We start from the raw sequence: 23,895 nt of genomic DNA on the forward strand, positions 1-23,895 counted from the left end.
TTGTCTCGTGATTACGAGCGATTGCCAGACGTACTGGGGGGATTGCACTTCGTGGTCTTTGCCATTCTCATGCTGCCCAATGCCATGCCGTTGATTCGGTTGGCTCAAAGTTCATAACACGCTCTAGGCTGCCCAATGGCATTCCTATAATGGCCCGCTTGCTTGCCCTATCACAGCACCACCGCAAAAGCCATGACCCAAGACAAAAAAACGCATCCGAACGCATGGCGCGCCGTGCCATGGGAGGAAGACGAAAGCGATCAAGGCGGGAGTGATGTTGCCCCTCTGACAGCTCAAGAAGCTGCCCAATGGCGGCTGCGCCACAGGGCGCTTTCGCCTTGGCGGATACTGACATGTCAAGCCGTTGCAGCCCTAGTGGGCGCGTTGTTGATTTGGATCATTTCGCAAGAAAGTGTGGCTATAATCTCCTGGCTTTACGGAGCAGTTGCAATTATTTTGCCTGCTGTTTTCTTTGCCAGGGCCATAGTCGGGCGCGCCTCACTGGGTGCGCTGGTTCTGAGTGAAATGGCCAAGTTGTTGCTGAGCGTTGTGCTCATTGCTATTTCGCCGTGGGTTCTGGACAGGGTCGCTTGGTGGCCGCTGTTGCTTGCCATCGTGTTAACCGTGAATATGTACTGGATCGCGCCTCTGTGGCTAGGCGCTCTGGATGTGTCGAATAAGTGAAAGAGTGGATTTATGGCGGCAGGAGCACAAGGCCCTACGGCAGGCGAATACATTACCCACCATCTCGAGCATTTGACCAACGTCAAGCAGGGCTTCATTGTTGACTTTTCTGTCATCAATTACGACTCCATCTTTATTGCATTGGTGCTTGGCTTGTTGGGGGTCTGGATCTTGCATCGCGCGGCCAAGAATGCGACATCTGGTGTTCCGGGTCGCTTTCAGGCTGCTGTCGAATTGCTGGTTGAAATGGTGGATGGTCAGGCCAAGGCTAATATTCATAATGCGGAGAGTCGAAAATTCGTTGCTCCATTGGCGCTAACGGTTTTTGTCTGGATTTTCCTGATGAACGCCATGGACTTGTTGCCAGTGGATTTGCTGCCTCATCTCTGGGGTATGGCGCATGAGGATCCACATCACGCCTATTTGCGCGTTGTGCCTACGGCGGATTTGTCCACGACATTTGGTCTTTCCTTGGCTGTCTTGGCTTTGTGTTTGTATTATTCTGTCAAGATCAAAGGCTGGGGTGGCTGGGCGCATGAGCTTGTAACTGCTCCTTTTGGTACATCCAAAAATCCTGTGTTTGCTGTGATTTTGGGTGTAATCAACTTTGTGATGCAAATCATTGAGTATCTGGCAAAAACCGTTTCGCACGGCATGCGGTTGTTTGGAAACATGTATGCAGGTGAGCTGGTCTTTATGCTGATTGCCTTGATGGGTGGCTATGCTGCCATGTCTTTTGGTGGTGCCATGCTGGGTCTGGGGCATGTCATTGCTGGTACCATTTGGGCGATTTTTCACATTTTGGTGATTACGCTTCAGGCATTTATTTTTATGATGTTGGCGCTCATTTATCTTGGTCAAGCGCATAGTCATCATTAAAAATCAAGGCAATATTGGTGCATCGCTGGTTGGTGCACCATTTTTTGCGAGTTTTGTCTTCCTCTTTTTCAACCCTCCCTCCATTTACGAAGGATAAATCATGGAAATCATCGGTAACATCAATGGTCTGGTTGCATTGGCTTGTGGTCTGATTGTTGGCCTCGGCGCAATTGGTGCTTCTATCGGTATCGCTTTGATGGGCGGTAAGTTCCTCGAATCCTCTGCTCGTCAGCCTGAGCTGATCAACGATCTGCAAACCAAAATGTTCATTTTGGCCGGTCTGATTGATGCTGCCTTCCTGATTGGTGTGGCTATTGCTCTGTTGTTCGCGTTCGCTAACCCGTTCGTTCCCGCCTGATATTGCCCAACGCCCACGCAAGAAAGGTGTTGCAATGAATATCAACTCAACACTGTTCTTTCAGGCTGTCGTCTTTTTGATTTTGGTGTGGTTTACGATGAAATTCGTATGGCCGCCCATCGTTAAGGCTTTGGATGAAAGAGCGCAGAAAATTGCCGATGGATTGGCTGCGGCTGATCTGGCGAAAAGCGAGCTTGCAAATGCGAATCAGCGCGTAGAGCAGCAACTGGCCGCTTCACGTAACGAAACAGCGTCTTTGCTGGCGGATGCTGAGCGTCGTGCACAAGCCATTGTGGATGAGGCTAAATCTCGGGCCAGTGTCGAGGCCGAGAAAATTTTGTCCCAGGCAAAAGCGGACGCCGATCAACAAGTCGTACAGGCCCGTGAGGCTTTGCGGGATCAGGTGGCTGTGCTAGCTGTTAAAGGGGCTGAGCAAATCCTTCGTAAGGAAGTCAATCCCGCTGTGCATGCGGATTTGCTGAACCGCCTGAAGACAGAGCTTTGAGAAGGGTTGAGTATGGCAGAACTGGCCACTATTGCCCGTCCTTATGCGGAGGCGCTTTTTAAAGCAACTGCCGGTGCTGAGCAAAGCACGCAACAATGGTTGGATGTGTTTGCGCGTATTGCGTCAAATGCAGAGGTGTTGCGTGTTTCCCAAAGTCCGAAGGTTACGCAGGCTCAATTGTTGGAAATGTTCGAGAGTGTGGCTCAGATGCAATTGCCTGAGTTGGCTAAGAACTTCCTGAACGTGCTGATTGATAATGGTCGTTTGGCGGCTTTGCCTCAAGTTGCCACGCAATTTCGTGAATTGGTTAACGACAAGGTCGGTGCGGCTGATGCTGTGATTTACAGCGCGTTTGCGCTATCTGACGCGCAAATGCAGGATTTGCGCCCGGCATTGGAAAAACGTTTTGCCCGTAAGCTGAATTTGTCTTCACAGGTTGATGAGACTTTAATTGGGGGCATTCGGGTAGTGGTGGGCGACGAAGAGTTCGACACTTCCGTGAAAGCCCGTTTGGAACAAATGAGAACTGCGCTGACAGCCTGATGGCTTGTTGGTGTTTGTATAAAGAGCAACGAGGAACGAGTCATGCAACTCAATCCAGCAGAAATTTCCGAGCTGATCAAGAGCCGCATTGAGGGTCTTGAATCTAGTGCTGATGTGAGAAACCAAGGGACTGTGGTTTCTGTGACGGATGGTATCGTGCGCGTGCACGGTTTGTCTGAGGTGATGCAAGGTGAAATGCTGGAGTTTCCGGCAGATAAGAGCGGCCAGCCGACGTATGGCCTTGCCTTGAACTTGGAGCGTGACTCGGTCGGTGCGGTGATTCTGGGTGAATACGAGCACATTTCCGAAGGCGATGTGGTAAAGACTACTGGTCGTATTTTGGAAGTCCCTGTAGGTCCTGAGCTGGTTGGGCGCGTGGTGAACGCGTTGGGTCAGCCTATTGACGGCAAGGGTCCTATCAATGCCAAGCTGACGGACGTGATTGAAAAAGTCGCTCCTGGTGTGATTGCACGTCAGTCGGTGGATCAGCCTTTGCAAACAGGCTTGAAGTCGATTGATTCGATGGTGCCTATTGGTCGTGGTCAGCGTGAACTGATTATTGGTGACCGTCAAACAGGTAAGACGGCGGTGGCGATTGACGCCATCATCAACCAAAAAGGCCAAGGTGTTACGTGTATCTACGTGGCGATCGGTCAAAAAGCCTCTTCCGTGAAAAACGTGGTGCGCGCATTGGAGCAGTCTGGTGCGATGGAATACACCATTGTTGTGGCTGCAACGGCTTCTGAATCTGCTGCTATGCAGTATGTTTCGGCTTATTCCGGTTGCACCATGGGTGAATATTTCCGTGATCGCGGTCAAGATGCGCTGATCGTGTACGACGATTTGTCCAAGCAAGCTGTAGCGTACCGTCAAGTTTCGCTGTTGCTGCGCCGCCCGCCAGGGCGTGAGGCTTATCCGGGCGATGTGTTCTATCTGCATAGCCGCCTGCTTGAGCGTGCTGCTCGTGTGAACGCTGATTATGTAGAAGAGTTCACCAAAGGTGAAGTTAAAGGGAAAACGGGCTCGCTGACAGCCTTGCCTATTATTGAAACGCAAGCTGGGGACGTTTCGGCTTTCGTGCCGACGAACGTTATTTCGATTACGGACGGTCAGATTTTCTTGGAAACCAATCTGTTCAATGCGGGTATTCGTCCAGCTATTAATGCAGGTATTTCGGTTTCTCGCGTGGGTGGTGCGGCTCAAACAAAATTGATTAAGGGTTTGTCGGGCGGCATTCGTACGGATTTGGCGCAGTATCGTGAATTGGCCGCTTTTGCGCAGTTCGCTTCAGACTTGGATGAGGCGACACGTAAACAGCTTGATCGTGGTGCTCGTGTTACGGAACTGCTTAAACAGCCGCAGTATTCGCCATTGAATATTGCTTTGATGGGGGCATCCTTGTTTGCTGTAAACAAAGGCTTCTTGGATGACGTTGAGGTCAAGCGCGTGCTGGATTTTGAGAAAGGTCTCCATCAGTATTTGCAAACCTCTCACGCCGCTTTGTTGGACAAGCTTTTGACCAGCAAAGCGATGGATAAGGATGCCGAAGCTGCCTTGACCTCCGCAATCGAGTCTTTCAAGAAATCGTTTGCCTGATCAGCCCGCTGATCTCAAAGGGGAAAAGCTATGGCAGCAGGAAAGGAAATACGCGGCAAGATCAAATCGGTGGAAAACACCAAAAAGATCACTAAGGCCATGGAAATGGTGGCTGCGTCGAAAATGCGCAAAGCGCAGGAACGCATGCAGGCAGCTCGCCCTTATAGTGAGAAAATCCGTACTATTGCGGCTCACTTGGCGGCAGCTAATCCCGAATATCGTCACCCCTTCATGATTGAAAATGAAGCGAAAGCTTCGGGTGTGATTGTGGTGACGACCGATAAGGGTTTGTGCGGCGGCATGAATACCAACGTGTTGAGGGCTGTTACCAACAAGCTGAGCGATCTGCAAAAAGCTGGTAATAGCATTCGCGCTGTGGCAATAGGTAGCAAAGGTTTGGGCTTTCTGAACCGCATTGGCGCACCTGTCGTGGCAGAGGCCACTGCCTTGGGTGATACACCGCGTTTGGATGCTTTGATCGGTCCAGTCAAGGTGCTGCTTGATGCGTATGCTGCAGGAGAAATCAATGCGGTGTATTTGAGCTACACCAAATTCATCAACACAATGCGACAGGAATCTGTCGTGGAGCAGTTGTTGCCATTGCAGCCGGAGCAACTGACTTCTGATAAGAAAAAGTGCGATTGGGACTACATTTATGAACCCGATGCGCAGTCTGTGATTGATGAGTTGTTGGTGCGTTATGTCGAGTCATTGATTTATCAAGCAGTGGCTGACAATATGGCATCTGAGCAATCAGCGCGTATGGTGGCAATGAAAGCTGCTACCGACAATGCTGGTAATGTCATTAATGAATTGAAGCTCGTCTACAACAAGACGCGTCAGGCAGCAATTACAACCGAGCTTTCGGAAATTGTTGCTGGTGCGGCGGCCGTCTAAACATTTTGATTGGAATAGCAATGGCTCAAGCTCAAGGAAAAATCGTTCAATGTATTGGCGCCGTGGTGGATGTGGAGTTTCCCCAAGGTTCCGTGCCCAACGTTTTCGATGCTCTCAAGCTCGAAGGCTCTCCTTTGACTTTGGAAGTTCAGCAGCAACTTGGCGATGGTGTGGTGCGTACGATTGCGCTGGGCTCATCGGATGGTTTGCGTCGCGGCTTGACCGTGGTTAACACGGGCAATCCAATTACGGTTCCTGTGGGGCCAGCGACGCTTGGCCGCATTATGGATGTGCTGGGCAACCCTATTGACGAGCGTGGTCCTGTTGATCAGACGCAAACGGCTTCTATTCACCGTAAAGCCCCCGCTTATGATGAACTCTCCCCCTCTCAGGAGTTGTTGGAAACCGGGATCAAGGTGATTGATTTGGTCTGCCCTTTTGCCAAGGGCGGTAAGGTGGGCTTGTTCGGCGGTGCCGGTGTGGGCAAGACGGTGAACATGATGGAGCTCATCAACAATATTGCCAAGGCGCACAGTGGTCTTTCGGTGTTTGCGGGTGTGGGTGAACGCACTCGTGAAGGCAACGACTTCTATCATGAAATGTCGGATGCCAAGGTGGTGAATCAGGAAAACCTGGGTGAATCCAAAGTGGCCATGGTGTATGGTCAGATGAATGAGCCTCCAGGCAACCGTTTGCGTGTGGCTTTGACGGGTTTGACGATTGCCGAATCTTTCCGCGATGAAGGCCGGGATGTGCTCTTTTTCGTGGACAACATTTACCGCTATACGCTGGCTGGTACGGAAGTGTCGGCGCTGTTGGGTCGCATGCCTTCTGCCGTGGGTTATCAGCCGACGCTGGCTGAGGAAATGGGCCGTCTCCAAGAACGTATTACCTCGACCAAAGTGGGGTCGATCACATCGATTCAAGCTGTGTACGTTCCCGCTGACGACTTGACTGACCCTTCTCCTGCGACGACATTTGCGCACTTGGATTCGACAGTGGTGCTCTCGCGTGATATTGCTGCATTGGGTATTTACCCTGCGGTGGATCCGCTCGATTCCACGAGCCGTCAGTTGGATCCGGCCGTGGTGGGCGAAGAGCATTACCAAGTAGCACGTGCTGTGCAAGGCACATTGCAGCGTTACAAGGAGTTGCGCGACATCATTGCCATTTTGGGGATGGATGAATTGGCCCCCGAGGATAAATTGGTGGTGGCGCGTGCGCGTAAGATTCAGCGCTTCTTGTCGCAACCTTTCCATGTGGCCGAAGTGTTTACTGGCTCGCCTGGTAAATATGTGCCTTTGGCGGAGACCATTCGTGGCTTCAAGATGATTACGAATGGTGAAGTGGATCACTTGCCTGAACAGGCTTTCTACATGGTAGGTACGATCGACGAAGCCATTGAAAAGGCGAAAAAGATTTAAGGCTTCGCCGCACCGAGCATCAGGCGCAAATGATTCGCGCCTGATGTGTGAGGCATATTGAGGAACAGAAAGCATGGCCCATACCATTCATGTCGATGTGGTGAGTGCTGAGGAGTCCATCTTCTCGGGTGAAGCCAAATTTGTTGCGTTGCCAGGTGAATCTGGCGAGTTGGGGATTTTGCCTCGCCATGTGCCGCTGATTACCCGTATTAAGCCTGGGTCCGTTCGCATTGAACTGCCTGACGGCAAAGAAGAGTTTGTGTTCGTCGCTGGTGGAATTTTGGAAGTACAGCCTGATCGAGTGACTGTCTTGTCGGATACAGCGGTTCGTGGTGCAGATTTGGACGAGGAAAAAGCCAATCGGGCCAAACAAGCTGTAGAAGATGCTTTGCGTAATGCCAAGAGCGATCTTGATTTGGCGACGGCGCAGTCGGAACTGGCTATCTTGGCTGCCCAGTTGGCGGCGTTGAGAAAGTACCGTCAGAAGCGTTGATTTTAGGTGCCACGTGTTACAAAGCTCCCCTCTCCTGAAAAGGAAAGGGGAGCTTTCTATTCTGCATGTTTTCTAATTCATAAGGCAATATAAATTGCCTGTTTCGGCATGCTGCAAAAGAAGTCATTTTTCTTTTGATTTGGATGTGATGGGTGTGGCGAAGGGTGTGTAACTTGTTTTAAGCTTGTGCGCCCTTATCTTCCGGAATGCATGCAGATGAACCTTTGAGCAGGCTCGTGGAGGCCATTGGTAACAAGTCAAATGCCTCGGGGCAAATCGGATTTATATGTATTGATTGGAGAGAACAGATGTACGTGCCAAACCAAAACTTGGGGTTGATCCCTACGGTCATTGAACAATCGGGTCGTGGCGAGCGGGCTTTCGATATTTATTCGCGTTTGCTGAAAGAGCGTGTTGTTTTTCTCGTTGGCGAAGTGAACGATCACACAGCGAATATTGTTGTGGCGCAGCTTTTATTTCTTGAAAGCGAAAACCCTGATAAAGATATTTCGCTTTATATTAATTCACCTGGTGGCAGTGTGACTGCAGGGATGTCGATTTTCGATACGATGCAGTTTATTAAGCCTGATGTGTCGACAATGTGCTTAGGCTTTGCAGCCAGCATGGGAGCGTTCCTTTTGGCAGCGGGCGCTAAAGGCAAGCGTTATTCCTTACCTAATTCCAAAATCATGATCCACCAGGTTTTAGGTGGAGCCAGGGGGCAGGCGACGGATATTGAGATTCACGCACGAGATATTTTGCGAACTAAGGAGCAGATGAATCGTATTTTGGCTGAACGTACGGGACAGCCTTATGAAAAAATCGTCCATGATACCGAGCGCGATTACTTTATGACGGCGCAAGAGGCAAAAGATTATGGTTTAGTGGATGAGGTAGTGGAAAAGCGCAGTTAATATTCAATTGAAAACCCCTTTCCCTGCTTGGCAAGGAAAGGGGTTTTTTAATGGTTTTGAAATAGAGCAGATTTTCTCAACGATCAAAACGTGGGTCGAAATTGGCTTGGATTTCTTCTTCGCTCGGTGGTTTCTGAGCATGAAGATGCTGATGGATATCTCGAATCAACGTTTCGCAGCCCTCTCGTGCCAGAGCCGAGATTTCATAAATGGGGCCTTTCCATTTCAAGCCTTGAATCATTTTTTTGCGGATCTCTGCACGGCTGGCAGGATCAAGCATGTCGATTTTGTTGAGCACAAGCCAACGCGGTTTTTGATAGAGCGCTTCGTCGTATTTTCGTAATTCTTCAATGATGGCTTTGGCTTGGGTAACGGGATCTATGCTGTCATCGAATGGGGCGACGTCGATGATGTGCAGTAATAAGCCAGTGCGTTGCAAATGGCGCAGAAATTGATGTCCGAGACCGGCGCCTTCTGATGCGCCTTCGATAAGACCTGGAATGTCGGCAACAACAAAGCTTTGTTCTGGGCCAACACGGACGACGCCGAGGTTGGGGTGTAGCGTCGTGAATGGATAGTCGGCAACTTTGGGGCGCGCATTAGAGACGGCAGCGATAAATGTGGATTTCCCCGCATTTGGCATGCCTAACAAGCCGACGTCGGCCAGTACTTTGAGTTCGAGCTTGAGGCTTTTGCGCTCACCGGGCCGCCCCATGGTTTTTTGGCGGGGCGCGCGGTTGGTGGAGCTTTTGTAATGCATGTTGCCAAAGCCGCCGTCACCGCCTTTGGCAAGGATTTTGCGTTCGCCTGGTGTGAGCAGCTCCATCAAAATTTCGCCTGTTTCGGCATCGCTGATGATGGTGCCTACCGGCATGCGCAGGAGCAAGTCGTCTCCGGCGGCGCCAAACATGTCTGAACCCATACCGTGCTGCCCGCGTTTGGCCTCGTGGCGGCGAGCGTAGCGGAAGTCGATCAGGGTGTTGAGGTTGGTGTCGGCGACGACATAGATGTGGCCGCCTCGGCCGCCGTCGCCGCCATCCGGGCCGCCGAATTCTTTAAATTTCTCGTGCCGGAAGGAAGAGCAGCCGTTGCCGCCGTCGCCCGCGGCGACGTCGATGAATGCTTCGTCAACGAATTTCATTAGGTGCCTTGGAAATATGTGCGGGTGCCGGGATGGCACGGTTTCAAAAACAAAGCCCCGCGTTGAGGCGGGGCTTGGACGGTATTGCCTGAAAGGGAATCAGGCCACGGGGGAGATTTCCACCGTGTGTTTGTTCAAAGCGCCCTTGTGGCGAAACACCACGTGGCCGTCCACCAGCGCAAACAGGGTGTGGTCTTTACCCACGCCGACATTGGTGCCAGCGTGCACGCGCGTGCCGCGTTGGCGAACGATGATGGAGCCAGCGCTGACCAATTCACCGCCATAGGCTTTCACGCCCAGCATTTTGGGCTTGGAATCACGCCCGTTGCGCGTAGAGCCGCCGCCTTTTTTCTGTGCCATTTGAAATCCTTTCGTGCTGCTTTTGTGCTACTTCAGGCAGCGATATCGCCAATTTGCAGCTCGGTGTAGCGCTGGCGATGACCTTGATGTTTCTGATAGTGCTTGCGACGGCGCAGCTTGAAGATGCGCACTTTGTCGTGCTTGCCCTGCGAAACGACTGTTGCCTTGACGCTGGCACCGGAAACCAAAGGCGCGCCGATTTTCAGGTCTGCGCCGCTACCAATAGCAAGCACCTGATCGAGCACGATTTCCTGGCCCACGTCCGCAGCAATCTGTTCTACCTTGATTTTGTCGCCAGCGGCCACGCGATATTGCTTGCCACCGGTTTTTATGACTGCGTACATGAAATTCACCTATTGTTGAGAAAAGCCCCAAGTCTCCTGTGCGCAGACCTGTTGCAGTGGGCTAACGAGACACGCCCGTCGCCGATACACAGAGCATCAGCAAAAGCGAACCGCGCATTCTAGTGAAATACCGGCTGGATGGGAAGGCCCTGCGGACTACTTGTTGGAGCGTTTGTATTGTGCGCGGACAGGCCCGCTTAGAATCGCCCGTTTACCCGCTTGATTGGCTATGTCGCATATTCAGGTTGGCGTGGTGATGGGTTCCAGCAGCGATTGGGAAACCATGCAGCACGCGGTTTCGATTCTTCAGGAGTTTTCCATCGCGCATGAGGCGTGCGTGGTGTCGGCCCATCGCATGCCCGACGACATGTTTGCTTATGCGGAGAGCGCTGCACAACGCGGGTTGCAAGCCATTATTGCGGGCGCTGGCGGCGCGGCGCATTTGCCCGGGATGTTGGCAGCCAAAACTATTGTGCCCGTCCTGGGGGTGCCAGTGGCAAGCCGCCATTTGCAGGGGGTGGATTCTTTGCACAGCATTGTGCAAATGCCCAAGGGCGTGCCTGTGGCGACGTTTGCTATTGGTGCAGCGGGGGCTGCCAACGCAGCGCTGTTTGCCGTGGCCATGCTGGCGCGTGGCGATGCGCAACTGGCCCAGGCGCTGCAAACCTGGCGCGCCAAGCAAACGCAGGTTGCGCGGGAAATGCAGTTGCCCCCAGTTTGATGGGCCGCCTCTTTGAACAGATTTTTAAAGGCCCATCGATGTTTTGCAATGCAGCAAGCCGTCCCAATCCGTTGCATTGCCCGCTGTGCAGAGCCTGTGAAACAGGCTCGCTTGGCATGGCTTTTGATCCATTGAGATTTTCTGTGTATCCGTATGAGTGAGCCGTTCTCCACCCAGTCGCAGGCGGTAATGCCTGGCGCGCCTATTCTGCCGGGAGCCACGTTGGGCGTGATGGGCGGGGGGCAACTAGGGCGCATGTTTGTGCATGCGGCGCAGGCATTGGGCTACCACACCGTAGTGCTCGATCCTCAGCCAGATGGTCCAGCCGCTCAGGCCAGTGATCGCCAATTGGTATGCAGCTACAGCGATGCGCAAGGCTTGGCCGAAATGGCGCGTGCGGCGCAAGCGGTGACGACGGAGTTTGAAAACGTCCCCGCGCAAGCCTTGACTGCACTGAGCCAAATCAGCCGCGTGGCGCCACCCGCCGTGGCGGTGGCCATTGCGCAAGACCGGGCGGCGGAAAAAGTGCATTTCCAGCATCACGGCGTACCCGTGGCGCCGTTTGCGGTGATCGATTCAGCACAAAGCCTGAGCGCGGCGGCAACCGCTGCCTTGTTCCCCGGTATTCTGAAAACCGCGCGGCTGGGCTACGACGGCAAAGGGCAGGTGACGGTTGACAACCCGGCGCAGTTGGCGCAGGCGTGGCAAGAGCTGGGTGGTGTGCCGTGTGTGCTGGAAAAGCGCTTGGCGCTGGACTATGAAATTTCCGTCATTCTGGCGCGTGGTCGCGATGGCGCGATGGTGCACTTGCCCGTGCAGCGCAATGTGCATCGCGGCGGTGTGTTGGCGACGACGCTGGTGCTGCCGGGCAGCGTCCATGCGGCTGTGCAGGAGCAAGCCATTCTCGCTGCCGAGCGCATTGCAGTGGCGACCGAATACGTGGGCGTGCTCTGCGTGGAATTTTTCGTGCTGGAAGATGGCCGCATTGTTGCCAACGAAATGGCGCCGCGCCCGCATAACAGCGGGCACTACAGCATTGATGCCTGTGACGTATCCCAATTCGCGCTGCAAGTGCGCACGCTGGCGGGCTTGCCGTTGGTCGAGCCGCGCCAGCACAGCCCAGCGGTCATGCTGAATTTGCTGGGCGACCTGTGGTTCCGCGCTGGCGGGGACAAGGCGGTGGAGCCTGATTGGGCAGGCATTCTGGATCAGCCCGGCGTGCACCTGCATTTGTATGGCAAGCGCAGCGCGCGGCGCGGGCGCAAGATGGGCCACATCACCATCACGGCGCGCACGGCCGAGGCCGCGCTGAAAACCGCCAGCCATGTGGCCACGCATCTGGGGCTGCCGCCCGATGTGGCATTGCCCTAGGGGTTGTTGATTAGCCCCATCCCATCTCAACCAAGCGTTTTCAAGCGTCGTCGCCATGATTGTTCACCCCAACGAAGCAGGCCTGGCCCAAGCGCTGCATGCGTTGCAGCAAGGGCAGGTGATCGGTTTGCCGACCGAGACGGTGTACGGCCTGGCGGCCGACGCAGAGCAAGATGCGGCCGTGGCGCAGATTTACGCCCGCAAGGGCCGCCCGCGCAACCACCCCTTGATCGTGCATGTTCACGATGCGCAGGTGGCGCAGCATTTCGCCGCTGAATTGCCCGACTTCGCCCGCGTCTTGATGCAGGCCTTCTGGCCCGGCCCGCTCACCCTCATCGTGCCGCGCCGTGCCGGGGTGGCCGAAGCTGCCGCAGCCGGCCATGCCACGGTGGGGCTGCGCAGCCCATCCCATCCCGTGGCCCGGCGCGTTTTGCAGCTGGGTTTGGCTGCTGAGCCGCCCGTGCGCGGCATCGCTGCCCCCAGTGCCAACCGCTTTGGCCGCGTCAGCCCCACCCGCGCCAGCCATGTGCAGGAGGAATTGGGCGCCGATCTCCTCGTGCTGGATGGCGGCGATTGTGATGTGGGGATCGAGTCCACCATCGTCGATTGCAGCCGCGGGCGGCCGGTGGTGTTAAGGCCGGGCCACATCACGGCCGAGCAAATTGCCCAGGCCACGGGCTTGCCCGTTGCCGGGCTGGAGGATGAGGAGCAAGCCGCCGATGTGCCGCAAGCGCCGGGCACGCTGACGGCGCATTACGCGCCCCAGGCCAAAGTGCGCCTCATGGATGCAGAGGCCATCCAGACCGCCTTGCATGTGCTGGGCGCGCAGGGGCGAGATTTGGCCGTGTATGCCCGCACGCCCGTGCGCAGCGCGTCGCCGCAAGTCACCGTGCAGCGCATGCCCGCCACGGCACAGGCCACGGCGCAAGAGCTGTTTCGCGTCCTGCGGGATTTCGATGCGCAAGGGGTCAAGCTGATTTGGGTGGAAACACCTCCGCCAACGGCCGAGTGGGATGGCGTGCGCGATCGTCTGGCGCGCGCAGCGGCATCGGCTTGAAAATTTACAATTCAAAAGAAATATGAAAAAAGGCTTATGGCAAGATGGTATTGCCATAAGCCTTTTTTATTGATTTGTTTGAATTGGAATTCAATGGTTGGGGCCGGTCCAGGGATTGTTGCCAGGCGCGGCATGGTGCGCGGCATTTTCAGCCTGTGATTTTTGCAGTTCGGCTTCCGAGATGAACTCGAACATGCTGACCACCTTGACCACGCCGCTGACGTTGCGGGCGATCTCCACGCTGGCCTGGGCCTCGGGCGGTGTGACCAAGCCTTGCAGATAAACCACGCTGCGCTCGGTCGTGACCTTGATGGATTTGGCGGGCAGGCGGCCATCGGCCAGGATTTGGCTGCGCACTTTGCTGGTGATCCACGTATCGTTGGAGCGCTCGGAAAGGCTGGAAGGCGGCATCACCTGCAACTCGTTGAAGACCGCCCGCACGTTCTCCACCCCCCGCGCCAATTGCGTGGCATGCTGGCGCGCGGCCTCGCTGGCAACCTCGCCAGTCAACAGCACTTGGCGGTTGTAGCTATCGGCGTTGACGTGGGCTTCAGGGCCAAGCTGGCCATTGAGGGCCGAGAGCGTTTTCAGCGCAATGGCCTCATCTTCAAGCTGCGTGCCAGCCGTGCGGCGATCCACCGCGACCGAGGCCGCCACCACCGCGCCACCAATGACCAAAGGGGCGCAAGCGCTCAAGCCCAGGCTCGCCGCCAGCGCCAGACAAAGCGTGCCAATCGTGTTGCGGGAAAAAGTGTGCATAGCCATTCTCGAAAGTCGCGAAAAAAAGAGGGAGCGGTTGCAGCCAGCCTCAGCCCGATCTGTGCTGCGCCGCCCCGGAAGCGCCCTAACATACCACCATCCACGCATCCCCTGTCGCGCCCGACTCTGTCCGGCCGCGCTTGCAGTGCCTGCACAGGCGCAGGCGCAGGGCGCTCTTGAATCCATCCCCTCTGACGATTGAAGTTCCGTATGGCAACCACTTCCCGCAAAGGCATCATCCTCGCAGGCGGCTCCGGCACGCGGCTGCACCCGGCCACGCTGGCCTTGAGCAAGCAGCTTTTGCCGGTGTACGACAAGCCCATGATTTACTACCCGCTCACAACCCTGATGCTGGCGGGTATGCGCGACATCCTCATCATCAGCACGCCGCTGGATTTGCCGCGCTTTCAAAGCCTGCTGGGCGATGGCAGCCAATGGGGCCTGAGCCTGCATTACGCCGAGCAGCCCTCGCCCGATGGGCTGGCGCAAGCCTTTCTGATTGGCGAGCGCTTTCTGGCCGGTGGCGCCAGCGCGCTGGTGCTGGGCGACAACATTTTTTATGGCCACGACCTGCCCCAGCAACTGCGCGCCGCCGATGCGCGCACGCAAGGCGCCACGGTGTTTGCCTACCACGTGCACGATCCGCAGCGCTACGGCGTGGCCGAGTTCGATGCGCAGGGCAAGGTGCTCTCGCTGGAGGAAAAGCCCGCCCAGCCCAAATCCAGCTACGCCGTCACCGGGCTGTATTTCTACGACGCGCAAGTGGTGGAGCTGGCGCGCACGCTCAAACCTTCGCCGCGCGGCGAGCTGGAAATCACCGACCTCAACCGTCTGTACCTGGAGCAAGCCAGTTTGCATGTGGAGCTGATGGGGCGCGGCTTTGCCTGGCTGGATACGGGCACGCATGAGAGCCTGCTGCAAGCCTCGCAATTCATCGCCACCTTGGAGCAGCGCCAAGGCCTGAAGATCGCCTGCCCGGAAGAAATCGCCTGGCGCGCGGGCTGGATTGACGATGCGCAGCTCCTGCAACTGGCCGCCCCTTTGCGCAAAAGCGGCTATGGCGCGTATTTGGAGCAGCTGGTGGCGCAGCCGGGCAAAATGCCGGCTTGAAAGATGTTTTTATTATCAATCAAAAGGAAATAAAATGCCCTGTTTTTGGCTTTATGGGTAATACTGTATTTTCCTTTGATTGAAATCCTCCGCTGCGTGCGAAGGAGCATGCAAAACGGCGCACCAGACATGCCTGATGCGCCGTTTTTGGGTTTTTTGTTTTGCGCTGCTGGGCGTGCAAATCAGAAATGCATCTCCACGCTGGCGCCCACAGCCCAGGAGCGATCGCGCTCCAGATGGGTCTTGTCCTTGGGCCAGAAGTGCCCCAAGCTGACCTTGCCAAACAGCCAGTCCTTGTAGATAGGCTGGCGCCACGAGGCCCGGGCGCCGTAATTGGAGATATCCACCGAGCCGGTGCGCCCTTGCACCAAAGCCTCCACACTGACGGTGCGCAGTTGCGGCAACGCCTTGATCAGGCCCACCGAGCTTTGCCACTCCAGCCCGTCGCTGCGGCGCGTGATGGTGCCCACCGTGCTCCAGCGCGCCAGCAGCGTGGGCGAGAGGGTGTGCTCGTAATCGACCACGGTGGTGGAGCCCAGGCTGTCGCGCGAGGACCAAAACAGGCTTTCGCGCAAAAAGATCGTATCGCGCGGCGACAGCGCCCATTGCGCCTTGTAGCGCACCTGGGCGTAGGGCTTGAGGCCACCGCGAAAGCCCAGGCGGAAGTCCACATCGTCCATAAAGGCGTAGCCCAAACCGGCGAAGAAGGATTGATCCTCCTTGCGGTCTTCGCGCAGCAGCAACTGTTCGCGCGAGAAGTTCTCGGGCTGGTCGGTCACCACTTCGCGCTTGTTGTCCTGGCCCACGAAGGCGTAGGCCTTGTTTTGCAGGTTGGGCAAATCGGCGCGCAGGCGGAATTTGACGTTGGCCTTGAAGCCGTCGTGCTGCTCCCACAGCGTGTTCACACGCACAAAGCCGGAGACTTTGCCGTGCGCATCAAAAGGCTTGTTGCCAAACCAGCCATCGACGGAGCTGGCCAGCCAGTGCGAGGCGCCGTAGGTGTAATGGCGCGTTTTTTCCAGCCAGGCGATGTCGTCGCTGCCCTGTGCGGCTGGCGCCGCTGGCGTGGTGTGTGCGGGGGCCGATGTTTGCGCCTGCGCCGCGCCAGCGGTGAGCGCGGCGGTCAGGCACAAAGCGAAGGGGACGAGAGGATGCAAAGCCATGGGTGAATCCAAAAAGAAGTGAAAACCAGCCGCGGCAGGCCCGCTTGGGCCGGGTAACCGTGCAGCTATTGGGGCGGCGCGCGGCAGTGTAGGGCAGGTGCGCCGCGGGTTACGCCTGTGGCGCAGCGGGCGTGGGTTGCTCAGGTTGATGGGGTTGCGTGGGCGGCGGCGCGTCGCCATCGGGGGCATTGTGCATGGCTTCGGGCACCCAACTGCGCAACAACTGCGCGGCGGCGGCCACGCCTTGCTTTTTCAGAGCGGAGAACAGTTGCACCTGGCCACCGCCAGCGTTCAGCCGCATGATTTGCAGCGCCTTGTTCTGCTCGGCGCGGTTGAGCTTGTCGGCCTTGGTCAGCAGCACCAGAAAGCGCAAGCCCTGCTCCACGCGCGGGCGCATCATCTCCAGCAGCGCCTCATCCAGCGGCGTCAGCCCCAGGCGCGCATCGCACAGCAACACCACGCCGCACAGGTTTGCGCGGCTGAGCAGGTAATTGGCCATCACGCGCTGCCAGCGCAGCTTGTCTTTTTGCGGCACGGCGGCGTAGCCGTAGCCGGGCAAATCGGCCAGCACAGCCTGGGGCTGCTCTTTGGGCCCCAGCGCAAACAAATTGATGTGCTGCGTGCGCCCCGGCGTGCGCGAGGCAAAGGCCAGTTGGCGCTGTTGCGCCAGGGTGTTGATGCAGGTGGATTTGCCCGCGTTGGAGCGGCCAACGAAGGCGATTTCCGGCAGCGCCAGCGCGGGCAATTGATCGAGCTGGGCGGCAGTGGTCAAAAAGCGCGCGGTGTGCCACCAGGCCAGCGCTTGCTTGCCAGCATCGTCAGGCACAGCACAGCGGGGCGGTTGGGGTGAGGTCATGAAGGGTGCAAGAGAAAAGAATGCGAAAGGAGCGGCGATTGTGCAATGCCCTGGCGTGTGCCGCGCCCATGCCTGCGTGCCCAGGGTGTGCGGCGCGGTGATGGATGTTGTAACGGGTGTTGTGGCAGGGGTCTCGCTTGCCAATCCGATGATGTCAGATCAAAGAAAAATGAGTGCATTGACCATCATGCCAAAACAAGGTAATTTTATTTCTTTTTGATATGAAATGAAAGGCGTTTTCTAGATCAAATGCAAGCCATGCCGTTGCCGGAACTTGCCCGGAGATTGCCCGAAAGGCTGGCAGGCATGGGCCGTCAAGCCGGGCCAAAAGTCTGGCCCAAAAACAGGCTCCCCGCCGCATCTGCCTGGCAGAAGTGCGGCGGGGGCCAAGGGGGGCGGCGAAGGGTTTGCTTGGGCAAGGGGCTTGGCGCTTGTGGCCAAGTGCCCTTGGGCAAGCCCTGCGCGTGCGCGCCAGTCAAAGCGCCGTTTGTTTACATGCGCTCAAAAATCGCGGCAATGCCTTGGCCGCCGCCGATGCACATCGTCACCAGCGCGTAACGGCCCTGGATGCGTTGCAGCTCGTACAAGGCCTTGACGGTGATCAGCGCGCCCGTGGCGCCAATGGGGTGGCCCAGCGAAATGCCCGAGCCGTTGGGGTTGACCTTGGCCGGGTCGGCGCCCAGGCCTTTGGTCACGGCGCAGGCTTGTGCGGCAAAGGCTTCGTTGGCTTCGATCACATCGATCTGCTCCAGTGACAGGCCGGTTTTCTTCAGCAGCGCCTGGGTGGCGGGCACGGGGCCGATGCCCATGATTTTCGGCTCCACGCCCGCATGGGCGTAGCCCACCAGGCGCGCCAGGGGCTTGAGGCCGCGCGCCTGGGCCGCGCCCGCTTCCATCAGCACCACAGCGGCGGCGGCGTCGTTGATGCCGCTGGCGTTGGCGGCGGTGACGGTGCCGTTTTCCTTCAGGAACACGGGCTTCATCTTCTGGAAATCCTCCAGCTTGGCGCCGGGGCGGAAGTGCTCGTCTTTCTCGAAGGCCACTTCGCCTTTTTTCGTCTTGAGCATGACGGGCACGATCTGGCCCTCGAAACGCCCTTCATCCCAGGCGCGCGCGGCGCGCAAATGGCTCTCCAGCGCCAGCGCGTCCTGCTCCTCGCGGCTGATGCCAAACTCTTTGGAGATGTTTTCCGCCGTCACGCCCATGTGGATTTTGTGGAAGGGGTCGTGCAGCGTGCCCACCATCATGTCCACCAGTTGCGTGTCGCCCATGCGCGCGCCCCAGCGGGTGTTCAGGCTGGCGTAGGGCGCGCGGCTCATGCTCTCGGCGCCGCCGCCAATGGCCACATCGGCATCGCCCAGCAAAATGCTTTGACTGGCCGAAACAATGGCTTGCAGGCCCGAGCCGCACAGGCGGTTGACGTTGAAGGCGGGCGTCTCGATCGGGCAGCCGCCGTCGATCGCGGCCACGCGCGAGAGGTACATATCGCGCGGCTCGGTGTTGACGACGTGGCCAAAGACCACATGGCCCACATCCTTGCCCTCCAGCTGCGCGCGCGCCAGCGATTCCTTGACGACCAGCGCGCCCAGCGCCGTAGGCGCGATGTCTTTGAGGCTGCCTCCATACGTGCCAATGGCGGTGCGAACGGCACTGACGACGACGACTTCTCTTGTCATGTGATTTCCTCTTGATGCAGTGGTGAAAATGGCGCGCCTTGCCACGCGGGCAAAACACAACCGGGGAAGCGCGATAGTGTGCATGCAAATGCAGGGCATGCCCATTGGGTCTTACGCGCAGCGCCAGCGCCAGCGCAGCGGGCGGCACAAAGCCTGGGGCTGGAGTATATTATCAATCATAATAAAACCAATTTATTGCATATCATGCCGAAACAAGCATATTTTGTTTCCTTTGATTTGTAAAATTTTACGGGCTTTGGCCTGCACGCCATTGGGCCGCAGCACCCTTGGGGCTATGGCACCATCACCGCATGACTCCCGCCATCCGCAAAGCCCTCGACAAGCTCGGCCTGCACCGCGACATCGATCTGGTGCTGCACCTGCCCCTGCGCTATGAGGACGAAACCCGCGTCGTGCCCATCGCCCAGGCGCGCGAAGGGCGCAGCGTGCTGATCGAGGCCACCGTCACCCACTGCGAAGTGCAACTGCACCCGCGCCGCCAGCTCGTGGCCATGGTGGAAGATGCCAGCGGCAGCTGCCAACTGCGCTTTTTGCACTTCTACCCCTCGCAGCAAAAAAGCCTGGCGCCCGGCAAGCGCCTGCGGCTGTATGGCGAAATGCGCGGCGGCTTCTGGGGCCGCGAAATGGTGCACCCCCAACTGCGCAAGGCCGATGCGCCCCTGCCCGCCGCCCTCACCCCCGTCTATCCCGTCAGCAAGGGCCTGCCCCAAGCCTATCTGCGGCGCATGATCGTCACCGCCTTGCAACGCATCGCCCTGCCCGACACCCTGCCCGCAGCCCTGTTCGAGCGCATCGGCCCGCCGCCCCTGCCCAAAGGCGCGCCAAGGGTTGAAGCCCAGAGTGGGGCGGACAGCCCCTGGTGGCCGCTGGCGCAAACCCTGCGTTTTCTGCACCACCCTGCGCCCGACGTGGCCTTGCACACCCTGCAAGACCACAGCCACCCCGCCTGGCAGCGCCTGAAGGTGGAAGAACTGCTGGCCCAGCAACTCTCGCAATACCGCGTGCGCCAACTGCGCCAGCGCCTGCGCGCGCCCGTGCTGCGGCCCGCGCGGGTTGCTGGCCATGACGCCGGTTCAGCCCTGCCCCTGCACGAGCAACTGCTGGCCCGCATCCCCTTTGCGCTCACCCGCGCCCAGCGCCGCGTGGTGGGCGAAATCCTGGCCGATATCACCCGCCCCATCCCCATGCACCGCCTGCTGCAAGGCGATGTGGGCTCGGGCAAAACCATCGTCGCCGCCTTGGCCGCCTGCGCCTGCATCGACGCGGGCTGGCAATGCGCCCTCATGGCCCCCACCGAAATCCTGGCCGAGCAACACCTGCGCAAACTCTCCGACTGGCTCGATCCTCTGCTGCAAGCGCGTGGCCAGCACGTCGCCTGGCTGGCGGGTGCGCAGAAAAAAAAAGAGCGCCAGGCCACGCTGGACGCCATCGCATCCGGCCAGGCCGCGCTCGTCGTCGGCACCCACGCCGTCATCCAGGAACACGTGCGCTTTGCCCGGCTGGGGCTGGCGCTCATCGATGAGCAACACCGCTTTGGCGTCGAACAACGCCTGAGCCTGCGCAACCGCCAGGGCGATGGGGCCGCCGCCACGCCAGCCCATCCCGCCCAGCCGGGCGAGGCCGCCTCCGCCCCGGAGCCGCACATGCTCATGATGAGCGCCACCCCCATCCCGCGCACCCTGGCCATGAGCTACTACGCCGATCTGGACGTCTCCACCATCGACGAACTCCCCCCCGGTCGCACCCCCGTCGATACCCGCCTCATCGCCGACGCCCGGCGCGACGAACTCATCGCACGCCTGGCCCATCAAATCGCCCAAGGCCGACAAGCCTATTGGGTCTGCCCCCTCATCGAAGAAAGCGAAGCGCTGGACCTCTCCAACGCCACCGCCACCTACGAAGAACTCTGCGCCGCCATGCCCCAGGCCCGCATCGGCCTGCTGCACTCGCGCATGCCGCAGGCGGAAAAACACAGTGTCATGGCGCAATTCGCCGCTGGGGACATGGGCCTGCTCGTCGCCACCACCGTCATCGAAGTCGGCGTGGACGTGCCCAACGCCTCCCTCATGGTCGTCGAACACGCCGAGCGCTTTGGCCTCTCGCAACTGCATCAACTGCGCGGCCGCGTCGGCCGCGGCACAGCGCAATCGGCCTGCATCCTGCTCTACACCCCCGGCGAAACCGGCCGCCTGGGCGACACCGCCAAAGAACGCCTGCGCGCCATGGCCCAAACCAACGACGGCTTTGAAATCGCCCGCCGCGACCTCGAAATCCGCGGCCCCGGCGAATTCCTCGGCGCCCGCCAATCCGGCGCCGCCCTGCTGCGCTTTGCCGACCTGGAGGCCGATCAACCCCTACTCGAATGGGCCCGCACCGCCGCCCCCATCATGCTGCGCGAACACCCCCAGCAGGCCGAAGAACACATGCGGCGCTGGCTGGGGGTGCGGTGGGAGTATTTGAAGGCGTGAAAAATTAGCAGGCTGCTGAAATACTGCCGACGCTGGGCGAAAACATCCGACATGATGCCCTGATCGCCCCTTCGCAGACCATAAATCAATGAATTGCGATGGCTTGAGGCGGCAAGTCTGGGGCTTTTCAGCCTGTCAATTCAGTATTTCAGCAGCCTGCTAAGCCCCATTTAGATAGGGGTCTATCGCCAATGCATGAATCGGCTTCCCTGTATTTTTGTCAACCAATATAGTCCAAAAAACCCGCTCTCGACTCAACGGCAGCCAGCCCACATTGTTTTGGTTTTTTATATTTAATTTGGAAATGACGCTCCTTAACACATCTTGTGCTTGTGGTGATAGCGCATCTATCGATTGAATTCGATCGCGAATAGGGGGGTGTACGGTATCCAGCTCTCTATAGAGAGAAGGGAAGAATTGTAAATCTTTATTTTCTAAGCCGCTAAACACCATAGAAAAAAAATCTGCCTGGGTTGCATCAGGGGGTTGAACGGCAACTACATAATTTTCCACGTAGCTGAGATTGCGCCATTTCGGATTTGGAGCCTTGGCCATTTCTTCTTTAGACAAATCTCCAGCACTGACGGCCTCATACCTGTCTACTGTGTACACGAGAAATGCCAATCTATTTTGACTCAGCATGTGTAGGCCATAAAATAATGCGGCCAGTTGCACTGCAGCAATAACGCTGTAATCTATTATACGCTCTCGCCGCTGCTTGTTTTGGTTGAAAATTACTAGAGATAACGCAGGCCCTAACACAATATCGCATGCAATCAGCACCAAAAAAATCTCCCACCCCTTCAAAAATCGAAGAGTTCCATAAGGAAACCAAAAATGGTTGACTGCCAAGACGACCAAGACCGCCAGCGTAGCCGTAATAGACAGATGGATTAATGCAGCCTTGATTTTTGCTCGCAGCAGAGAAGATGAATAAATATTTTTCAGAAGCATCTTTCAAGTTGGCATCATCAGTGCCTGCAACTGGATGGTAAATAGCGAGTTGGGATGTTGGTTCCACCGGCCGGAAAACCGCAACGCCAAGCGACAACATCTTTTGATGTACCGCGTACAAAATCAGCCGCAACAGACGGAGTTGTCAGACTCGCATCGCTGAATGGTTCCAGCGACAAGGTTACCGTCCCTCCCAATTGGGGAATATTTTGCGCGTCCACTTGGATCACTCCCACAGGGCTAGTGCGTATTTCCGCCACATATTGACTAAGACCGAGACCCCCGCCATTACCCTCGCCGCATCCAAAGCCATTGGGCAGGGGAGGGGATATCAACCCCACTTTTGACGCCTCTATGATTGATGTGCGGCACTTGGATGCGGCTAACAAAACCTCGGAAACACGTCCACGCACGGTGTAATCTTGATAAGCAGGAAATGCAACAGCGGCCAAAATACCAATGATGGCTACTACGATCATCAATTCAATCAAAGTAAAGCCATGATGCTTTTTCATTATTAGTCCTCTTTGCATGATTTTTATGCAATCGGCCCTTCCGAAAAATCTTACCGCATGATGCTAGGGAGAAAATCGTACAGTCTCATGCACAAAGGTGAATTGAGCGCTGTGCAGATTTTAGAGTGCGTGACCTTCCATCGGGATGGCTATAGAAGATTGCAGTAATAAAAAGGCCCCAGTAGGGGCCTTTTCGTAGGAAGCAAGGGCATCGCCATTTGACGTGCCCACTGCATTAGCCGCGGCAGCTTGCGGGCAGATAACGCTGCGGAATGGTTGTACCGCCAGCAGTGTGGCCGCAACGCCATGCAACGACAGCTTGCTCGGTACCGCGCACAAAGTCAGTGTTGACGGATGGGGTAGCCATAGCAGTGTCAGAGAAAGGCTCCAAGCTCAGCACATCGGTAGCACCAAGCTGAGAAATGTTCTGAGCCTTGACAGTGATAATGCCGGTGTTGGTGGTATGCAGTTCAGCCACGTATTGAGTCAGACCGCCAGCCGGAGCACCTTCACCGCAACCGAAGCCATCTGCGGCAGGAGCAGTGGTCATACCAGTCTGCGAAACTTCGGTGATGGTAGTGCGGCACTGGGAAGCTGCCAGCATCACTTCAGAAACACGAGCGCGAGCAGTGTAGTCCTGGTAAGCAGGCAGAGCCACAGCGGCCAGAATACCGATAATCGCGACCACGATCATCAGTTCGATCAGGGTGAAACCTTTTTGCAGAGTTGCTTTCATGTCTTTACTCCTTGGTTGGGAATGGTTGAAAAATAAACTTACCTTCAGTTATTGAACCCCTCGTTCAATGCCTATGAAGAATGCAAGGGGCGTGCCAGGCCGCAATGTGTACATAAATGTCAATGAAAGTAGCGGGTGGGCAGGTTTTGTGACATTGCGCGCCGATTTTGGTCAGGTGAGGCGCAAAAATTGGCCAATCTGGGTGCCAATTTTTGGCAGAGGGCAAAAATTGGAGGTGAGGGCTGACAAGTTTGGGCTGGGGCTAGCGGGTTTGCTTCCCCTTCGTCCTGAGCGCCGCCCCCCGCTGTGGTCATCAAGTCGTGTCCGTCTTTTTGCAGCAGATGGCAGGC

The 23,895-nt window shown here is 57.0% G+C and carries 26 protein-coding genes and 1 pseudogene; 17 read left to right on the forward strand and 10 right to left on the reverse strand.

The window, feature by feature from the left end:
• From EBQ26_RS11495 to clpP, 11 genes and pseudogenes are all read left to right on the forward strand, one after another.
• A pseudogene (locus tag EBQ26_RS11495) lies at positions 1-117 on the forward strand (IS5/IS1182 family transposase); the annotation flags it as partial.
• A 75-nt stretch (positions 118-192) separates the two neighbouring features.
• Positions 193-684 carry an ATP synthase subunit I gene (locus EBQ26_RS11500; protein WP_122239299.1) on the forward strand — a complete coding sequence of 164 codons (492 nt, stop codon included), beginning with the start codon at positions 193-195 and terminating at the stop codon, positions 682-684.
• Positions 685-696: 12 nt separating this feature from the next.
• Positions 697-1,563: a F0F1 ATP synthase subunit A gene (atpB, locus tag EBQ26_RS11505; protein WP_122239303.1), complete on the forward strand. Its 867-nt coding sequence runs from the start codon at positions 697-699 to the stop codon at positions 1,561-1,563.
• A gap of 109 nt (positions 1,564-1,672) precedes the next feature.
• A complete protein-coding gene (atpE, locus tag EBQ26_RS11510; RefSeq protein WP_122239358.1) occupies positions 1,673-1,921 on the forward strand; it encodes a F0F1 ATP synthase subunit C in 249 nt (82 codons plus the stop codon).
• Between the two features lie 34 nt (positions 1,922-1,955).
• The gene (locus EBQ26_RS11515; RefSeq protein WP_122239305.1) at positions 1,956-2,426 is read left to right on the forward strand and encodes a F0F1 ATP synthase subunit B; all 471 of its coding nucleotides are present in this window, start codon (positions 1,956-1,958) and stop codon (positions 2,424-2,426) included.
• Between the two features lie 12 nt (positions 2,427-2,438).
• Positions 2,439-2,969 (forward strand): F0F1 ATP synthase subunit delta, encoded by a 531-nt coding sequence (locus tag EBQ26_RS11520; protein ID WP_122239307.1) that lies wholly within the window; start codon positions 2,439-2,441, stop codon positions 2,967-2,969.
• A 42-nt stretch (positions 2,970-3,011) separates the two neighbouring features.
• Positions 3,012-4,565 carry a F0F1 ATP synthase subunit alpha gene (gene atpA, locus EBQ26_RS11525; protein ID WP_122239309.1) on the forward strand — a complete coding sequence of 518 codons (1,554 nt, stop codon included), beginning with the start codon at positions 3,012-3,014 and terminating at the stop codon, positions 4,563-4,565.
• A gap of 30 nt (positions 4,566-4,595) precedes the next feature.
• The gene (gene atpG / locus EBQ26_RS11530; RefSeq protein ID WP_122239311.1) at positions 4,596-5,462 is read left to right on the forward strand and encodes a F0F1 ATP synthase subunit gamma; all 867 of its coding nucleotides are present in this window, start codon (positions 4,596-4,598) and stop codon (positions 5,460-5,462) included.
• A 20-nt stretch (positions 5,463-5,482) separates the two neighbouring features.
• Positions 5,483-6,886, forward strand: coding sequence for a F0F1 ATP synthase subunit beta (atpD, locus tag EBQ26_RS11535; protein WP_122239313.1), 1,404 nt, complete (start codon positions 5,483-5,485; stop codon positions 6,884-6,886).
• Between the two features lie 73 nt (positions 6,887-6,959).
• On the forward strand, positions 6,960-7,379 hold the full coding sequence (locus tag EBQ26_RS11540; RefSeq protein WP_122239314.1) for a F0F1 ATP synthase subunit epsilon: 420 nt from the start codon (positions 6,960-6,962) through the stop codon (positions 7,377-7,379).
• Between the two features lie 308 nt (positions 7,380-7,687).
• Positions 7,688-8,293 (forward strand): ATP-dependent Clp endopeptidase proteolytic subunit ClpP, encoded by a 606-nt coding sequence (clpP, locus tag EBQ26_RS11545; protein ID WP_122239360.1) that lies wholly within the window; start codon positions 7,688-7,690, stop codon positions 8,291-8,293.
• A gap of 76 nt (positions 8,294-8,369) precedes the next feature.
• On the opposite strand, the gene cgtA is transcribed toward clpP, so the two are convergent.
• From cgtA to rplU, 3 genes are all read right to left on the reverse strand, one after another.
• Complete coding sequence (gene cgtA, locus EBQ26_RS11550; protein ID WP_122239316.1) at positions 8,370-9,434, reverse strand: Obg family GTPase CgtA; 1,065 nt, start codon at positions 9,432-9,434, stop codon at positions 8,370-8,372.
• Between the two features lie 99 nt (positions 9,435-9,533).
• The gene (gene rpmA / locus EBQ26_RS11555; protein ID WP_122239318.1) at positions 9,534-9,794 is read right to left on the reverse strand and encodes a 50S ribosomal protein L27; all 261 of its coding nucleotides are present in this window, start codon (positions 9,792-9,794) and stop codon (positions 9,534-9,536) included.
• A gap of 32 nt (positions 9,795-9,826) precedes the next feature.
• A complete protein-coding gene (gene rplU / locus EBQ26_RS11560; protein WP_122239320.1) occupies positions 9,827-10,138 on the reverse strand; it encodes a 50S ribosomal protein L21 in 312 nt (103 codons plus the stop codon).
• Between the two features lie 229 nt (positions 10,139-10,367).
• On the opposite strand from rplU, the gene purE reads away from it, so the two are divergent.
• The 3 genes from purE to EBQ26_RS11575 all read left to right on the forward strand — a co-directional run bounded on the left by purE (position 10,368) and on the right by EBQ26_RS11575 (position 13,287).
• Positions 10,368-10,859, forward strand: coding sequence for a 5-(carboxyamino)imidazole ribonucleotide mutase (purE, locus tag EBQ26_RS11565; RefSeq protein WP_122239322.1), 492 nt, complete (start codon positions 10,368-10,370; stop codon positions 10,857-10,859).
• Positions 10,860-11,012: 153 nt separating this feature from the next.
• Positions 11,013-12,230 carry a 5-(carboxyamino)imidazole ribonucleotide synthase gene (locus EBQ26_RS11570; RefSeq protein ID WP_238944342.1) on the forward strand — a complete coding sequence of 406 codons (1,218 nt, stop codon included), beginning with the start codon at positions 11,013-11,015 and terminating at the stop codon, positions 12,228-12,230.
• 55 nt (positions 12,231-12,285) lie between these two features.
• A complete protein-coding gene (locus tag EBQ26_RS11575) occupies positions 12,286-13,287 on the forward strand; it encodes an L-threonylcarbamoyladenylate synthase (protein WP_122239324.1) in 1,002 nt (333 codons plus the stop codon).
• Positions 13,288-13,377: 90 nt separating this feature from the next.
• Here the strand turns inward: EBQ26_RS11575 and EBQ26_RS11580 are convergent, their stop codons facing one another.
• Complete coding sequence (locus EBQ26_RS11580) at positions 13,378-14,046, reverse strand: BON domain-containing protein (protein WP_122239326.1); 669 nt, start codon at positions 14,044-14,046, stop codon at positions 13,378-13,380.
• Positions 14,047-14,256: 210 nt separating this feature from the next.
• Between EBQ26_RS11580 and rfbA the strand changes: the two genes are divergently transcribed.
• Positions 14,257-15,156, forward strand: a complete 900-nt coding sequence (rfbA, locus tag EBQ26_RS11585) for a glucose-1-phosphate thymidylyltransferase RfbA (protein WP_122239328.1) — start codon at positions 14,257-14,259, stop codon at positions 15,154-15,156.
• A gap of 182 nt (positions 15,157-15,338) precedes the next feature.
• On the opposite strand, the gene EBQ26_RS11590 is transcribed toward rfbA, so the two are convergent.
• Entirely contained in the window at positions 15,339-16,319 is a 981-nt protein-coding gene (locus EBQ26_RS11590) for a hypothetical protein (protein ID WP_238944343.1), read from the reverse strand.
• 109 nt (positions 16,320-16,428) lie between these two features.
• A complete protein-coding gene (yihA, locus tag EBQ26_RS11595; RefSeq protein WP_122239330.1) occupies positions 16,429-17,175 on the reverse strand; it encodes a ribosome biogenesis GTP-binding protein YihA/YsxC in 747 nt (248 codons plus the stop codon).
• Here yihA and EBQ26_RS12770 point away from each other — a divergent pair.
• Positions 17,174-17,395 carry a hypothetical protein gene (locus tag EBQ26_RS12770; protein ID WP_147474058.1) on the forward strand — a complete coding sequence of 74 codons (222 nt, stop codon included), beginning with the start codon at positions 17,174-17,176 and terminating at the stop codon, positions 17,393-17,395. The genes yihA and EBQ26_RS12770 overlap by 2 nt on opposite strands.
• Before the next feature lie 271 nt (positions 17,396-17,666).
• Here the strand turns inward: EBQ26_RS12770 and bktB are convergent, their stop codons facing one another.
• Positions 17,667-18,851 carry a beta-ketothiolase BktB gene (gene bktB, locus EBQ26_RS11600; RefSeq protein WP_122239332.1) on the reverse strand — a complete coding sequence of 395 codons (1,185 nt, stop codon included), beginning with the start codon at positions 18,849-18,851 and terminating at the stop codon, positions 17,667-17,669.
• A gap of 311 nt (positions 18,852-19,162) precedes the next feature.
• Here bktB and recG point away from each other — a divergent pair, with 311 nt between their 5' ends.
• Positions 19,163-21,340, forward strand: coding sequence for an ATP-dependent DNA helicase RecG (recG, locus tag EBQ26_RS11605; RefSeq protein ID WP_122239334.1), 2,178 nt, complete (start codon positions 19,163-19,165; stop codon positions 21,338-21,340).
• A gap of 159 nt (positions 21,341-21,499) precedes the next feature.
• On the opposite strand, the gene EBQ26_RS12775 is transcribed toward recG, so the two are convergent.
• From EBQ26_RS12775 to EBQ26_RS11615, 3 genes are all read right to left on the reverse strand, one after another.
• The gene (locus EBQ26_RS12775; RefSeq protein WP_147474059.1) at positions 21,500-22,294 is read right to left on the reverse strand and encodes a hypothetical protein; all 795 of its coding nucleotides are present in this window, start codon (positions 22,292-22,294) and stop codon (positions 21,500-21,502) included.
• Between the two features lie 17 nt (positions 22,295-22,311).
• Entirely contained in the window at positions 22,312-22,809 is a 498-nt protein-coding gene (locus EBQ26_RS11610) for a pilin (protein ID WP_122239366.1), read from the reverse strand.
• 235 nt (positions 22,810-23,044) lie between these two features.
• Complete coding sequence (locus tag EBQ26_RS11615; protein WP_122239336.1) at positions 23,045-23,545, reverse strand: pilin; 501 nt, start codon at positions 23,543-23,545, stop codon at positions 23,045-23,047.
• Between the last annotated feature and the right edge of the window lie 350 nt (positions 23,546-23,895).

It is taken from the genome of Allofranklinella schreckenbergeri (assembly GCF_003703475.1).
Lineage (GTDB): Bacteria > Pseudomonadota > Gammaproteobacteria > Burkholderiales > Burkholderiaceae_C > Lampropedia > Lampropedia schreckenbergeri.